Raw genomic sequence first — 15,041 nt, forward strand, 5'->3', positions numbered from 1 at the left:
AAGTGGAGACATGATGGAGACGAACCTTTCCCCCACGATGCCGGCATGTGCCGACCTTTCGATATCGACCGGCCCGGCGCGGCTTGGCGCGTTAGGCACGGTCGCATTGATGCTCGCGCATTGCGCCGGCATGGTCGATCTGGTGGCCTTGCCGGTCTGGGTCGGCACGTTGATCGGTGCGTATCGGCTCGATCCACAGAAAGCGGGCCTGCTCGCTACGCTGTTCCTGACTGGTGCCGTTCTGAGCAGCGTCTTTTTCTCGCCACGCTTGAATCACCTGCCGGCGCGCGCGATGTCGACTGTCGGCTTCGGCATCGCAGCGTGCGCGTTTCTCGGCATCGCGTCCGTGCAGGTCGATCGCTATCTGGCGATGGCGGTCCTGCATGCCGTCGCGGGCGTCGCCGTCGGATGCGGCCTGAGCTTCACGCACGGCGCCGTCGGGCGCAGCAGCAATCCACATCGCCTGTTCGCGATCGTGGGCTTCGCGCTCGGCGTCTTCGCGATCGCGTTTCTCGGCATCGTGCCGGGACTGATCGCAACGCATGGCGGCCCGATGCTGTTTCGCGTATTCGCGGGCGTGATGGGCGTCGCCACGATCGCGTGCGCGCTCGCGTTCCCGTCGATTCGAGCGCGCCGCAGCGCGGCAACCGACGGCGAGCCTCGCTTCGAGCGGAGCGCCTGGTTCGGCATGGCGGGCGTCGGCTGCATGGCGCTGACGCAGTCGATGCTGTTCAGCTTTGTCCAGCGTATCGGCCTCGATCGCGGCTTCGGTTTCAGTGCCGTGACCACGACGCTGATCGCGCTCGGCTTCGTCAACCTGTTTCCCGCTCCCGTCGCGGGTCTGCTCGAAACGCGCGTGCCGGGCCGCAAGGTCGTGCAGGCCGGCCCCGTCGTGCAGGCCGCGCTCGCGCTGGTCATCACGCAAAGCGCCGCGTTTGTGCCGTACGCAGCGGCCACCTCGGTCTTTGCTGCAGTGATGATGTTTACCCACACCTTCGCGTTCGGCATGCTGGCGCGCATCGACCGCACCGGCCGCGTCGTTGCAGCGACGCCGGCCATGCTGATGACGGGCGCCGCCGTCGGTCCCTTGCTTGGCGGCACGCTCGTCAAGCAGTCCGGCTACGGCAGCCTCGGGATCACTGCAGTGCTGATCGCAGTCGCTGCAGCGATCTGCTTCTCACGGTTCGACCGTGGTCCGCAATCACAAGGAGTCCGAACATGAAGCCCGTTCGACGGTTTGTCGATCTCTCAATCTATCTCGAGAACGACGTTCTCTCTGATCCGCCGCCGCTCGCGCCAAGGATCAGCTATCAGAAGCACGAAGACACGCTGGCCGAATTCATGGCGATGCTGCCGGGTACGAAACCCGAGGACTATCCCGATGGTGAAGCCGCCGCCGCGGAGTGGGTCACGCTGACGACCCACAGCGGCACGCATCTCGACGCGCCCTGGCATTTCCACTCGACGATGGATGCGAGCCTGGGCGAAGCCCGGCCGTCTATCACGATCGACCAGGTGCCGCTGGAATGGTGCTTCCAGCCGGGCGTGAAGCTCGACTTCCGGCACTTTCCGGACGGCTACGTTGCGACGGCGGCCGACGTCGAGGCCGAACTCGCGCGCATCGGCTATGAACTGCAGCCGCTCGATATCGTCGTCGTGAACACGCGGGCGGGGGCGTGCTACGGGCACGACGACTATGTCAATGCGGGCTGCGGGATGGGCTACGAAGCGACCATGTACCTGTTGGAGCGTGGCGTGCGCTTGACCGGCACCGATGCGTGGAGTTGGGATGCCCCTTTCTCCTATACCGCGAAGAAGATCGCGGAAACGGGCGATACGTCGCTGATTTGGGAAGGGCACAAGGCGGGGCGCGATATCGGCTATTGTCATCTGGAGAAGCTGCACAACCTCACGGCCTTGCCGCCGACCGGCTTCACGATCAGTTGCTTCCCGCACAAGATTCGCAGCGCGTCGGCAGGGTGGACGCGCGCCGTCGCGATTTTCGACGACACCGACGTGGAGGCAGCAGCATGAGCTTTCCAGCGATTCGTCGCGTGGTGACGGGACACGATACCGACGGCCGGGCAGTCGTCGCATCCGACGGTCCTCTGCCAACCGTGGTGGAAATCGCTGCGATTCCCGGCACCGTATTCCACGAAGTCTGGAGCACGTCGTCGAGCCCCGCCATGGTCGGCAATGGCGCCGATCCCACGGTCGGCGCGCTCATGCTGCCGCCGCCAAAGCAGGGCACCCGCATGCGCTTCGTCGACATTCCACCCGATACGCCGGAATTTCTCGCACACGGCGCGATGAAAATGCACGACGCGTTCAGCCAGATCGGCGACGCCGCGGCGTCGACGGTGAAGGCCGGCTCGCCGCATCCGCTGATGCATCGCACCGAGTCGATCGACTACGGCGTGGTGATCGAAGGCGAGATGACCCTGATCCTCGACGATGCCGAAGTCGCACTGGCGCCGGGCAGCGTGGTGATTCAGCGGGGGACCAACCATGCTTGGGCGAATCGCTCGGGCCGGCCATGCCGGATGCTGTTCGTCCTGATCGACGGTGCCTACGATCCGGTGATTGCCGCCGTGCTCGACACACCCGCACACGGAGCTGCATGATGAAATTCGCGACCTTGCCCGACGGTGGCGCCGATGGGCGCTTGCTGCTCGTGTCGTGCGACCTGCGCCATGCCGTCGACGCTGCGCCGATCGCAACGACGCTGGCCGACGTGCTCGATCGCTGGGACGCGCTCGCGCCCCGCTTGCAGGCGCGTTACGATGCGTTGAACGCCGGCAGCGTGCCCGACGCGCGTCCGTTCCATCCGGCCGCATGCGCTGCGCCCTTGCCGCGCAGTCCGCAGTGGTGCGATGGCTCGGCGTTTCTGAATCACGGCCGCCTGATGGAGCAGGCGTTCAATACGCCGCCGATTCCGATGTTCGATACAGTGCCGGTCATGTACCAGGGCGCGAGCGACGACTTCCTCGGCCCGGCCAGCGACGTGCCCTTGCCCGACGAGGCCGACTGCATCGACTTCGAAGGTGAATTCGGTGTGGTAGTGGGGCATGTGCCGATGGGCGTATCGGCCGCCGGTGCGCTGCGCTGCATCCGCCTGATCGTGCAGCTCAACGACTGGAGCCTGCGGGCGTTCGGCCCGCGCGAAATGAAGACGGGCTTTGGCTTCCTGCAGGCCAAGCCCTCCACGAGCTTTGCGCCGGTTGCCGTCACCCCCGACGAACTCGGCGAGCACTGGCGCGACGGCCGCGTGCACCTGAGCCTGCACGTCGAATGGAACGACCGCTGGTTCGGTCATCCGCACGGCCGCGAGATGAACTTCGGCTTCGGCGAACTGATCGCGCATGCGGCTCGCACGCGCCGCTTGTCGGCGGGAACGATCGTCGGGTCCGGCACGGTGTCGAATGCCGACCGCAACGCGGGCTCGGCGTGCGTCGCCGAGCGACGCGTGATCGAAATGATCGACGAGGGCGCCGCGTGCACGAGGTTTATGCGTTTTGGCGACCGGGTCAGGATGACGGCGCGCGACAACGCCGGCAACGCACCGTTCGGCACGATCGATCAGCGGGTGGTGCGCGCGCCGCGCGCCGACGATGAGGAGGCTCGGCCATGAGAGTGCTGGTGACCGGGGCGGGCGGATTTGTCGGAACGGCGTTGGTCGAACGTCTGCTGCGCGACGGTATCGCGGAGCCGGGCGATGTGTCGGAACTGTTGTGGGTCGACCGGCAAGCGGAATGGCCGTACGACGATGCTCGAATCACGGCGCTGGTCGGCGATTTCAGCCGCTCGGAGATTCTCGAGGCGCAGCTGTCGGCACCTGTCGACGTCGTGTTTCATCTGGCGAGCATACCCGGTTCGCAGGCGGAAACCGAACCGGCCGAGGGCGACCGGGTGAATCTGTCGGGGACGCTGGCGCTGTTCGAACGCCTGGCCACGCAAGCGACAGAGCACGGGCGCGCGCCGCGCGTCGTCTATGCCAGCAGCGTTGCGGCGTTGGGCGAGTCGTTACTCGCATCCGTGGACGAGCACACCGTGCCGCGACCGACGATCAGCTACGGCGTACACAAGCTGGTTGGCGAACTGATCCTTGCCAACTGGACGCGACGCGGCAAGCTGGATGGCCGTGCAATACGTCTGCCGGGCATCGTGGCTCGTCCGGCGCTTTCTGCGGGACATGGATCCGCGTTCATGAGCCAGATCTTCCGCATGGCGCAGAGAGGCCAGTCCTATACGTGTCCCGTTTCGCCTTCGGCTACCGCGTGGTGGATGTCTCGCAAATGCTGTGTCGACAACCTGCTGCACGCCGCACGCATGTCCGCGGAGGGTTTGCACGCGGGCCGAGTCTGGACGCCCCCGGTGCTGCATCTGTCGGTTCAAGAGATCGTCGACGCGTTGGTCCGGCGCTTCGGCGCGTTCGACATCGATTACGCTCCGGTGGAACGGATCGAGCGGCTTTTCGGACGACAACCGCCGCTGACGGATCTCGGTGCCATCGAGGTGGGATTTCGGCATGACGGTACGATCGACGCCCTTGTAACGCATGCGCTTGAGTTAGAGGTCAGTCCAAAAAAACCGTGACGGACTGTTTACCTCTTCGGCGAGCTATTGAGCTTGGGCACCAGAACAACGGAAGTCCAAGGATGGAAGCGCCTATCGCTGGACTTTGTCGCGGCTAGACCGACCTACACCGGTAAATTGCAGGGAAATCAAGGGGACTCCATCCACGGTATCGGCACGCTCGCCGACCTGACCGTGCGCATTCCAAGGCGGCGGCGCTGGTGGACCGGCGTTCCCGGGCTGGGTGCCCGCAACGCCCGCAAGATCGAGGCCTTCTTTGCCGCGCACCCGACACTGACCGAGCGGGCCCGCGCCTTGGTCGTGACGACGCGGCCCGATCCGATCGTGCCTTGGGACCAGATCCCAACACTGGGCGCGGCGATTGATCGAGACGGACCACTGGGTCAAGCTGATGCCAGCGAAATTCGTCAAGGCATTCAACATCCGCAACAAAACGATGCTGCCGATGCTCGAGCAATCTGGATGGCTACGCAGATGGACAGCAAGAAAGTTGCCGTGAAGACCGAGGCTCAGCAGGCAGTGCTTGCGCTGCATCGCATGCGGCAGCAATTGGTGAAGTTCCGCACGATGCAGATCAACAGCCTGCGCGGGTTGCTGACCGAGTATGGCGAGGTGATGGGTGTCGGTCGAGCTGCGTTGGACAAATCCGTCGTTGGGGTTTTGGAAAGATTGTCGGGACGCCTGCCAGCGATACTGATCGATACGTTACGCGAGCAATGGAGAGGTCTGGATGACCTCGATCGGCAGATCGGCTAGATCGAGCGCCGTTTGCACGAGTGGATGAAAGACGACCCGTTTGCCAAAGAAATTTCGATGATCCCAGGCGTAGGCCTGCTTACCGCAACGGCGGCAGTGGCAACGATGGGACAGGCGAAAGCCTTTAAATCCGGCCGCGAGTTTGCTGCGTGGCTCGGTCTCGTCCGCAGACAGACGGGTTCCGGTGGCAAGATAGAGCCACAGGGAATCAGTAAACGAGGTGATACCTATCTCAGGACTTTGCTCGTTCAGGGCGCGCGAAGCATCATCTAACATGTGAGAGAGTCAGGTCTATGGGTGACGCAGATAAAACACGGCGTCCGTTGAACGTCGTCATCGTCGCGATGGCCAACAAGCTTGCCCGGATAATCTGGGCAATGCTGGCGCATCAACGACCGTGCCGGAGGACTACGAAAGCGCTAAACCGGCCTGATTTCTCTGGCCTTCCCGAAAGTTATGCTGAAGGGATGGAACGTCAAAAGTTGCGGTGGCATTCGAGTGCGATGACAAAACGGGTAGGACCTGGGACTCACTAAGCCTGAAAGTTATCTGAGCCTGACAAGCTCGTGCAGTGAATGAGGCGTGAGTCTGCGGATTTCATAGGGGCCCGCAGCGAATCAGGCTGCAACAAGGCCGAATGTAGAGTTGCAGCCCATCCTGTTTATCGAAGACTCGAAAGTCCGGCGCAAACGGGGCGTTCATGTAGACAACTTTACTTCGCAAACGGTGACGGTTTTATTTGGTCTACGACTGTGGCGGTTACTTCACCGCGACTTCCGTATGCACGATCTGCGGCGGGCTCTTGAAGAAAGGGCCGGCCAGCTGACGCCACGCCTGGAAGTCGTCCGACTGCCGGAAATGCACCATGTGATCTTCGACGGTGTGCCATTTGACGACGAGCAGGTAGCCGCCACTGCGCTCGATCACGCGGTGCAGCTCGGCGCCGCCGCAGCCGCGCGCACGGGCGAACAGCGGAAGGGCTCGACGAACTGCGGCTTCGAACGGCACGGCCTGCGCCGGATCGATTTCGAGCGATGCCATTTCCAGAATCATGAATGCTCCAATACGGGTTGAATGATGCGAACGGATCGTGACGCGACGCGCGCCGCAGGCCACGCATCCATCAACGATACCGGAAGTCAACGTCGGGGTGGCCGCATGCCATTCCGGCGACGCCGGTGAACGCGCCACGAGTTCCTCATCAGCAGCTTCAGCGATACGGACAGTGCCGCCGACACTGCGAGAATCGCCGCCGTCGCCCAGATCCGGGCCGCGAACGTGCCGGTCGACTGCTTAAGGAAGCCGACGAGGTAAGAGCCGGCGAAGCCGCCGACTGTCCCGATCGAGTTGATGAACGCGAGCCCGCCTGTCGCCGCGACGCCGGTCAGGAAGCGCATCGGAATCGTCCAAAACATCTCGCGTGCCGAGCTGACCGAGATTGCCGCGACACTGAGTCCGATCATCTCCGTCTGGCTGCCAACTCAGCGACAACTGGCACATCCTGCGACCGATCTGGTCCTGGAGGTCCGACACAGATGTGAACTCGCCGGGCTACAGCCGCCAAGCCGTACTACAATTGGCGGGCGCTGGTCGCGGCATCCGCGTGTTGACTGAACGCCTATCGCAGGAGAGCTTGGACGCAGCCCGACTTCGCTTAATCATAGCTCAGGTCTTCGCGCTTAGTACGTGACGTCGAAGCCCCGCGGTGCGATGCGGCGGGATCGGCCTTGGCAATGACGACGCGCGAACAGCCGCGACAAAGATCGCAGTCTGTATGAAGCGGTCACCACGCCTGAGGGAGGAACCTTGAAAGGCCGTAGACAGTCTGACTCAAGAACTACAATCGCAAGGATTTCGACGATCTCACACATCTCTTGCGCACGCGTGTTGTGAATTCGAAAGCTCTATCTTCTCTGACCCCTCAGGTGTATGCCCAAGACGATGATCGGTAATATATGCCTTCGGGGTTGTGCCGCAGATCAGAAATGCGGAGATGGCGGCGAGCGCAGCGATACGTGCCGCTGAGCCGTCGTGGCACACGCCAACGATGGCGAGCACCTTTGCTACCGATGTTGGAAACGAACGGATTTGCATACGACTTACTCCTGAAATTCGAACCAGCTGTGTGCCGTGTCTGGTACACACGCGTTTTCGGCGCAAGAACGGGACGCCCTCTGTCTGGGGCGCTAGAAGAAGCAGGCGCCGACTGCCACGAAGGGACGCTGAGTGCGATAGTTCGGCTACAGTACATGTGAAAGCAAGGCCCGCGTCAGTAACGCTGAAGCCGAACTCGTTGCGCTGGAAGAGGGCGTAGAGCATCATGCAGGAAAGGGAGGAATAGCCGGCGAGAAATGCAGTGTTTACGCCGAGCGGTGAATTCCGGTTGAAGGCACAATGAGGACGCTGGCTGCTCCGCCGAGCGACACCCAATAGCCTCTTCGTCAGCCGCATCGGCGAACCGCGATCACTACATTGGTGGATTCGGAGGAGCTGGGCCTACGGGCGACGATCGCATTTTTGTGGCGAGAGAAGCTTGTGGGCAATTCCACCGAACGGAAATGGGACCGACACTCTATACAACGAAATGTAGTCTTGGATGACGGAGCATCAGACAAGCCGACCGCAGTCGACGCATGTCGCAAGCAAAGATCACGGCATGTCCGCGGTCGGACCATGTATTGACGAAGCTCGACGGCTATCATCAGTCGCATGTGGGTGCGGATCGACACGCACGTGCCGTGTCCACGTCAATGCGGCTCAGAAGCGGTATCCGATCGAAAGGGATGTCACAATCGGATTGACCCGGAATTTGCTGGTGCCCGTGACCGTGCCGACGGATGACCGGGTAGTCAGCGTAGCGCGCGTCGATAACCACGAGTACGCCACCGATGCGCTGATCGACCAGCGAGAGTCGATGTTGTAGGTCAGGCCGCCGCTCACGACAGGCGAAAAGGATTTACTGAGTGACACTGATGTCGGTCCCTCGAGCGCCGTCCCGACGGTCGGCGAGAAATAGATCTGACCTGTGGAAACGGGGTTGCTGAGCTTGATGTTGCTGAACCACGTATAGGTGACACCGGCGCCCAGATACGGCCTGAACCGTGCATTCGGTTGGCCGAAGTAGTAATTGAAGATGATCGTCGGACTCCAGGCCCGCGCGGTCCCCAGCTCGCCGAGACCGCTGAGCGTACCCGTGCCGTTCAAGTGCCATGTCGGCGGAAATCCCATGATCGTCGTTGCCGCAATATGGTCGGTCAAGAAGTACGTTGCGGTAAGCCCGAACGTATCGCCGCTTGCGATGTCCCCGCCGCTGCCAGTTATCACATGTGACTGGCCGAGCGCATTGACGGTCAGCGGATCTGCGGCCCCCTGCGGGGCAAAGTGGGACCAGCCGGCATTGACTACCCACTGACCGGCTGATTGGGCATGCGCGCCAGAGATGGTCGCGAGCAGTACGACGGTTCCTGCACTCATTCGTTTCATGATTGTCTCCAGATTTTGGTGTTGGTGTTCAAAAATCGTGAAACCTGTCTTCATCGCCGTGTGCCAGACACCACTCGCGGGCTGCTCCTATGCTTATGAAGCGCGACGGTAAAATAATCTGGTTCTTCTTCGATAATGAAAATATCTTCTAATTAAATTTTAAATGCGAAATTACTTACCTAATTCAACCGCAAACGTTACGAGAGTGGCCTATCATTGATGTCAGCTTCGACTGAGGCTGAAAAATCAAATGGAAAGCGTCCATCGGGTTCGGAGATCTTGCCGATCGCCGTTAGCGGCATCGCGTTGGCGATATGAATTCGCTTCGGCATCCCCAATCGGAAAGGGACGAGGGCAGCACTGTGACAATGCAAGATCAATGTTCCGGGCCGCGACTATCGAATCCAGATGAAGTCCGGACACAGCCCGGACAGTAACCTATTCGCGCGCCTGTTGAACCAAGCGTCTGCGAACGACAGAGCGCACCACGTGTCGTCGCATACGGGGTAGAAATCCAGGGCGGTTCAACTGGTATACCAGCCGCTGGCCGGAGTTCAGAATACGATTCTTTACGTCGGCGAGGTCTTCGCGAAGCAACTGATGGCCACGCTTGCGCCATGCACCCGCAATCATGACGGCTTCGATGTTGGCAATGCTGGCATGCAGGGCAGCGACGATCGGCTCGTGAGCCGGCCAAAGATTCAGTGCGCTGGTATCAATCACGACGAGATCGGCTTGCATGCCGGGAAGGAGGCGGCCGACGCGGTCGAACATGCCCATGGAGCGGGCACCCTCCACCGTCACCCACGACAATGCCTGTTTGCTTGTGATGGGACTCGTAACTGCTGCCATTCTTGTCAACTGTCGCTGGACCTGATGATCAAGACCGCGCTGATGTGCCAGGGCGACCCGCGCGGCGATGAGGATTTCACCCGAGACAGCTGACTCGACGTCCGTTCCAAGGGACGGTGAAATGCCGAGTCTCATCAGCCTTCCGGTGATGGGTACGCCGTGCCCCTGAGCGAGTTCGTTTTCCGGGGTAATCGTGAAGTTCGCGCCAGCGCCGACCAACGTTTTGAGCCAATCGTCATCCAGGTCAGCACCATGTACGATGTTTGTACGGGAGCCGATGACTCCTGCGTCGCGAACGGCCTCCCACGCCGCGCCGGGGCGCCCCCCACTTTGATGCATTGATACGACGAGACCTCGTTCATGGGCTGCACGCAAGTCCCCGATGGCAACTTTCGTTGTCGAGTACTGGGGACCTTTGATCGCCATGCCGAGTGTGAGGAGCGGATTGTGGCTGATTGGTCCCATCATCAGGCGGTCTACTTCGTTCAGCGGATGAGGTGCATCGGCTGCAGTGTGCGGTGTGCCATGAAGAAAGACAGCACGGATGCCCGAATCCACCAAACCTGCTACGGCTTGTTCAGCATGCTGTGGCGTTTGGGTGTTGTGACACCAGTCCCCGAGCGTGGTAACACCGCAATTTATCTGGTTCAATGCACCCGCCAGCGCTGCGATACGCATGTCGTCAGGCGTGTAGTGCGAAGCCACTCCGCCATGCATGTTGGCGAGGTAATCCAGAAGCGTCCACGCAGCGCCAACGCATCGCAGTGGAGTTTGCCAACTATGCAAATGAGCGTTGATCAAACCCGGAATGATGATGCGACCGCTCAGGTCGACGACGACGGCCCCTGAGGCGCTCAGGTTGTTCCCGATCGCCAGAATCTTGTCCCCTTCAATGAGAAGGTCCACATCTTCTACATCGGGTCGGTTTTCCGCCATGGTGATGACGCGGGCACCAGTCAGCAGGATTTTGTTCATCGTGAAGCCTCCTTGCCACGAATTGCCTCGGGGCAAAGTTCGGGGGAACGACTGTGGGGCGGAATCATTGCCTGTGACGCTGCCATGGTGGTGGTGGCAATGTCTCGCGTCGCAATATGAGCGATGTAACCGTCGGGGCGGACGAGGATGAGCGTATCGCCGGTGACTCCGTAGTGGCGCTTGAACGACTGCGACGGGTCAGTAAATGCAGTATCCTTATGAAGGTCACCGACTTCGACGAAAACGCGCCGGAGTGGCGCACCGGCAGACGGCCATAGCAGGGTGCGACAGTCTTCGGCAGCATGACGTCCATATGCCACCGCGGTGAAATGATGTCCGCGGTAGATATCAAACAATCGCAGCGGGGCGCCTTGTGCATCACGTAGCTGTGCATCCGGCGCGCGATCACCTGCGCGCAGGGTCTTGGTCTGCTCCGCGTTCGATGGCGCCAACGGGCCGCCTTGGTAGGTCAGCAGCAGTTGCTGCTCGTCTTTGCCACGTCGTATGCTTGACGGGTCCAGCCTGCCAATCCCCTCGTACTTCTTTGTGGAAAGACCGAGCACGCCCGACGCAATCGGCTGGCGCTCAGCCTCATACGTATCCAGCAGAGTCGGGTTCGCGCCGGCCAGCACCTGTGCGATCTTCCAGCCAAGGTTGTACGCGTCCTGAATGCCGGTGTTCAACCCCTGTGCACCGGCGGGCGGGTGTACGTGCGCCGCGTCTCCAGCAACAAAGACCCGGCCGTGACGATAGCGTTCCGCAAGGCGAATGTTTGGCCGGAATACCGACTGCCACCGAATGCTGTGAAGCCGCACACGCGGATTGCCTAAGCGTGACTCGAGCAGCGCGATGATGGAGTCATTGTCTTGCGGTGGCGCTTCACCCGGCGACAGACGAACCATAAATTGAAACAAGTCGCTATGCGGGAGTGGGCAGGCGCCGACAAAGCGGCCTGCCGCGCCTGGCCACATGTGCCAGCGATCGCGAGCCAGGCCGGAGACTGCGGCATCGACAATCAGGATTCTGTCAGATTCATCCGTTGTACCAATGAACTTTAGTCCGAGCTTCTGACGGACGGTACTGCCGCCACCGTCGGCACCGACGACATAGCGAGCGGCGATTTGCTGAATACCTGCCTCGGTCGAAACCTTGCAATGGACGACGTCGGGGCCTTCGGCGAGCTCGATCAGCTCGGTTCCGAACTCGACGCGGCGCCCTTGCCGCTCAAGATAGGCATGCAGTATTCGGTCGATCCGGAATTGTGGAATCAGCCAGGTGTTAGGATAGGGTACGTCGTCGGATGGCTGCTTATTGCTGAACATCCGCCAAGGAACCGTAAACGGTCCAATATGGATGCCCAGCTTTGGATAAAGGCTACCGCCGTCGAGGATTTCATCCAGCACACCGAGATCAGCGAACACTTCCAGGCTCCGCGGCTGTACTCCTTTGGCACGGGAGCCATCAAAGGCATGACTCCTTCTTTCAATCAATCTGACATCAAGTCCTCGACGCGTCAAATCGATCGCAAGGGCAGAGCCTGTTGGACCTCCGCCGACAATGAGCACATCAAGAATGTTTTCGCCAATCATAAATTTAACTCTTCTCTAGGCAAGCGCGGCATACGTTGCACACTGGGCTGAGTGGGTGTCGTGATGACCGCGAGTGACTGCTTTTTGGCCGTGAACGGGATTGAAACCGCTCACTGATCCGGCCCGGTGTGCGCTACTTGTGCGATAGGCAGGTGTTATCGAGGTCGTGCATGAATCGCTGGATCGCATTTGCAACCCAGTCGGGCTCCTCCTCCGGAAGCAAGTGCCCACCGTCCGCGTGCACGCGCTCCTGGCTGTTTTGAATGTCGCGGGCGAAGCGCTGTGCATTGATCATCGCGCTGCGCAATATCAAGGTCGGTGCCGCAATGCGTGTGATTTCTTCGCTGCGGTCGATCTGGTCCGTGTTGACCAAGTCGACGAGTGCCGATCGATTACCCGGGCGACCTGTCAATGTGTGGACCCGCTCCACCATAGCCTCATCGACGATCTCCGAGTGAGACCCCACGGCCATCCGCAGACTACGAGCGGTTGCACTGCGTGGCATCCAACGTCTAAACAGCGGTCTAAGCAGCGGGTTGTGCATCAGGCGGAAGGCTGGCGGCACGGTTTTCTCCGGATAGCCAGTGGCGTTGATCAGTACGAGTGCAGCCACGTGATCCGGATAATCGAGCGCAAGGTTCCATGCGATGTTTCCGCCCAGTGAGTGGCCAACCACTGTGTAGCGGGACACCCCGATTCTTGCCATGAAACGTGCGACGGTTGCCGCGTACGTGCGTATTCGATAGTCGCGGTCGCTGCGCGGTCCGGTCAGCCCAAACCCTGGTAGGTCAAGGCGAACAACATCGAACGTCGTCGATAGCAGATCCGCCAGTCGTTGGACGCTGTGTAGTGAGCCGCCAGAGTTGTGCAGCAGGACGATCGATGTCCCGCTCCCCGCCCTCTTGTAATGAACACGGAGTCCATCGACAGTGGCGAAGAGGGAATCGAATTGGGGTTCGAGCCAGTTCATCATAATGGTTACAGTGTATCCATTATTAAATGGGATGTCAAGGTGGTCTTGCGTCGAGACTGACCGGTCACGGTTCAGCAGAGGGACGTTATGGGGCATCCCGTCTGGCTCGCCGAATGCAGCAGACCTGCGCGTTGGGGGATACTAAGTAGATCAAAATAGGGTCGGCTGAATATTGATGTCTCGTTCACCGGATGCCCAGTCTACCGATTTCAGTGCAGTCCAATACCCTGCAAGGAAACGAGTATTTGGCTTACGAGCACGCCCGATTAAATGCTGCTCCGTCGCTACGGGGAACGCAAAAGTTGATGTCTAGTGAAGAGCGGATGGCGCAACGCTGGTCAACGTATTGCCCACGGGCCGCCTTGCCATCACGACGTCTTTCGCGCGGCTAGGCTAATGAGCAATTCGAAATGGGAGCGATGATGCTCGCGAACAGTCACTCCGCGGCGTACTTCTCGCCATGCTGAAAACAGCGGATGCCAGTACCCAATGCAAAAGATGTTCGTACCGCCCGGCTGTATGGTCCGAGTGGCCAGTGGCAGGCATCGGATCAGAAATTGAAGCTCGGCATCTGGGAAATTCGGCAAACTTCGGGACTCGCCGGAACGACTTTGCTCTCGTTGCGCCTTGGCAGGCGGCGGTCCCCCAAAGGCCGCGATGAGGAGGGTGGTGAGGCCAATACCGTGATTCGTCGAGCAATCGTCACGAATTGAGCCCGATCGTGTGTGCGGCGGTAAAACCGGCAATCAGACTGGCAACCTCTCGCGGCCGCTCGAACGGTGCCATATGCCCACAGTCCTTAACCACATCGCATTGTTGCGGCTGTAGCAGATCACGCGCGATCTCGAGCTGACTGATCGGGGTTACGAGATCGTTCTCACCCCATACAAGCAAAGTTGGAACATTCAGCGACCGCGTGCGTCTGAACAATTCGGTACGGCCAGAGAGCGGAAAATTCTGCAAAGTCGAGAATAGCGCATACATCGCTCCTCTGTAACGGTATGCGTCCAAGATCATTCGTGCCGCTTTGTTCGCGACCTGTGGATCTTGAACGTTGTGACCCAAGTGACGCTTCAATAAGCGTTGACCAAATCGTTTAGCCACGAAAGTCATCAGCCAATCGCGACGGGTCAGCCAAGGCGGCAACGCCGGCTTGGCGCCAAGACCTGCCGGACCGGCCAGAGTCAGCGTAACAAGCGTGCCAGCATGTTGTGCAGCATAGGCCATTGCGATGAGGGCACCCATCGAAGTTCCAACCAAATGGAAACGTTCAATGCCGAGCCTCTGTGTAAGCTGCGATAGCTGCTGCGCGAAAAGCGATTCGTCATACCTGTTCCGCACCCGGTCGGAGTAACCCCGGCCGTAGCAACTGTAGGCCAGCGTTCCAAACCCGCACGCCTGCAGATGAGAAGCGAGGCCATCCCAATAGAACAGGGGAATCGTCAACCCGCCTACCATGACGACTATATCCTTTGTCTTAGGCGCAGCCAATTCGTAATGTGTGGTTCCGTCGCCCAACTCGATAAAACTTCCACGAAGAGCCTTGCGTGTAAAAGCATCGAGTTGCCGGTCCTCACCAGACGCCACGAAGTATTTCATCTCTGGATCCTCTTCGCAGATAGCATCACGGAGCTTTCTCGTCGTGACGCGCGGTTGCGTAGCTATTGCGGCACATATCGGATACAATGTATCCGATAATTTTCGCTATTCTGACCGATTTCACCCGCTCGCCAACCCCATGAAAACCCTACCCTCTTCCAAAGACGCGGCTCCATCCACGGTTCAACGATCGCCGGGCAGGCCGTCGTTGCCGCTTG

At 60.3% G+C, this 15,041-nt stretch carries 13 protein-coding genes and 2 pseudogenes; 7 read left to right on the forward strand and 8 right to left on the reverse strand.

The features are described from left to right. Positions 1-13 precede the first annotated feature (13 nt). The 7 genes and pseudogenes from HWX55_RS19960 to HWX55_RS19990 all read left to right on the forward strand — a co-directional run. Entirely contained in the window at positions 14-1,222 is a 1,209-nt protein-coding gene (locus tag HWX55_RS19960) for an MFS transporter (RefSeq protein ID WP_175976995.1), read from the forward strand. Continuing rightward, entirely contained in the window at positions 1,219-2,034 is an 816-nt protein-coding gene (locus tag HWX55_RS19965; protein WP_109343198.1) for a cyclase family protein, read from the forward strand. The genes HWX55_RS19960 and HWX55_RS19965 overlap by 4 nt, the downstream gene beginning before the upstream one ends. Continuing rightward, a complete protein-coding gene (locus HWX55_RS19970) occupies positions 2,031-2,624 on the forward strand; it encodes a cupin domain-containing protein (protein WP_175976996.1) in 594 nt (197 codons plus the stop codon). The genes HWX55_RS19965 and HWX55_RS19970 overlap by 4 nt, the downstream gene beginning before the upstream one ends. Next, positions 2,624-3,631 carry a fumarylacetoacetate hydrolase family protein gene (locus HWX55_RS19975; protein WP_175977069.1) on the forward strand — a complete coding sequence of 336 codons (1,008 nt, stop codon included), beginning with the start codon at positions 2,624-2,626 and terminating at the stop codon, positions 3,629-3,631. Before HWX55_RS19970 ends, HWX55_RS19975 begins: the two co-directional genes overlap by 1 nt. Then, on the forward strand, positions 3,628-4,596 hold the full coding sequence (locus HWX55_RS19980; protein WP_175976997.1) for an NAD-dependent epimerase/dehydratase family protein: 969 nt from the start codon (positions 3,628-3,630) through the stop codon (positions 4,594-4,596). Before HWX55_RS19975 ends, HWX55_RS19980 begins: the two co-directional genes overlap by 4 nt. A 147-nt stretch (positions 4,597-4,743) precedes the next feature. After that, positions 4,744-4,935: pseudogene (locus tag HWX55_RS19985) on the forward strand (phage integrase family protein); the annotation flags it as partial. After that, positions 4,913-5,785 (forward strand): annotated as a pseudogene (locus HWX55_RS19990) (IS110 family transposase); the annotation flags it as partial. The pseudogenes HWX55_RS19985 and HWX55_RS19990, both read left to right, overlap by 23 nt. 326 nt (positions 5,786-6,111) lie before the next feature. Here HWX55_RS19990 and HWX55_RS19995 read toward each other — a convergent pair. The 8 genes from HWX55_RS19995 to HWX55_RS20030 form a co-directional block, all read right to left on the reverse strand. Continuing rightward, on the reverse strand, positions 6,112-6,405 hold the full coding sequence (locus HWX55_RS19995; RefSeq protein WP_124550178.1) for an antibiotic biosynthesis monooxygenase family protein: 294 nt from the start codon (positions 6,403-6,405) through the stop codon (positions 6,112-6,114). 86 nt (positions 6,406-6,491) lie between these two features. After that, positions 6,492-6,749, reverse strand: coding sequence for a hypothetical protein (locus HWX55_RS20000; RefSeq protein WP_175976998.1), 258 nt, complete (start codon positions 6,747-6,749; stop codon positions 6,492-6,494). Between the two features lie 466 nt (positions 6,750-7,215). Next, the gene (locus HWX55_RS20005) at positions 7,216-7,446 is read right to left on the reverse strand and encodes a hypothetical protein (protein WP_175976999.1); all 231 of its coding nucleotides are present in this window, start codon (positions 7,444-7,446) and stop codon (positions 7,216-7,218) included. A gap of 663 nt (positions 7,447-8,109) precedes the next feature. Next, a complete protein-coding gene (locus tag HWX55_RS20010) occupies positions 8,110-8,835 on the reverse strand; it encodes an OmpW family outer membrane protein (protein WP_171800789.1) in 726 nt (241 codons plus the stop codon). A gap of 438 nt (positions 8,836-9,273) precedes the next feature. After that, complete coding sequence (locus HWX55_RS20015; RefSeq protein WP_175977000.1) at positions 9,274-10,662, reverse strand: amidohydrolase family protein; 1,389 nt, start codon at positions 10,660-10,662, stop codon at positions 9,274-9,276. Further along, positions 10,659-12,251: an FAD-dependent oxidoreductase gene (locus HWX55_RS20020; protein WP_175977001.1), complete on the reverse strand. Its 1,593-nt coding sequence runs from the start codon at positions 12,249-12,251 to the stop codon at positions 10,659-10,661. Before HWX55_RS20020 ends, HWX55_RS20015 begins: the two co-directional genes overlap by 4 nt. Positions 12,252-12,384: 133 nt before the next feature. Then, positions 12,385-13,221, reverse strand: coding sequence for an alpha/beta hydrolase (locus HWX55_RS20025; protein WP_204496286.1), 837 nt, complete (start codon positions 13,219-13,221; stop codon positions 12,385-12,387). Positions 13,222-13,926: 705 nt separating this feature from the next. Beyond that, complete coding sequence (locus tag HWX55_RS20030) at positions 13,927-14,823, reverse strand: alpha/beta hydrolase (protein WP_109343189.1); 897 nt, start codon at positions 14,821-14,823, stop codon at positions 13,927-13,929. Positions 14,824-15,041 lie beyond the last annotated feature (218 nt).

This window comes from Burkholderia sp. BCC1047 (genome assembly GCF_902833155.1).
In the GTDB taxonomy this organism is placed as follows: Bacteria; Pseudomonadota; Gammaproteobacteria; order Burkholderiales; family Burkholderiaceae; genus Burkholderia; species Burkholderia sola.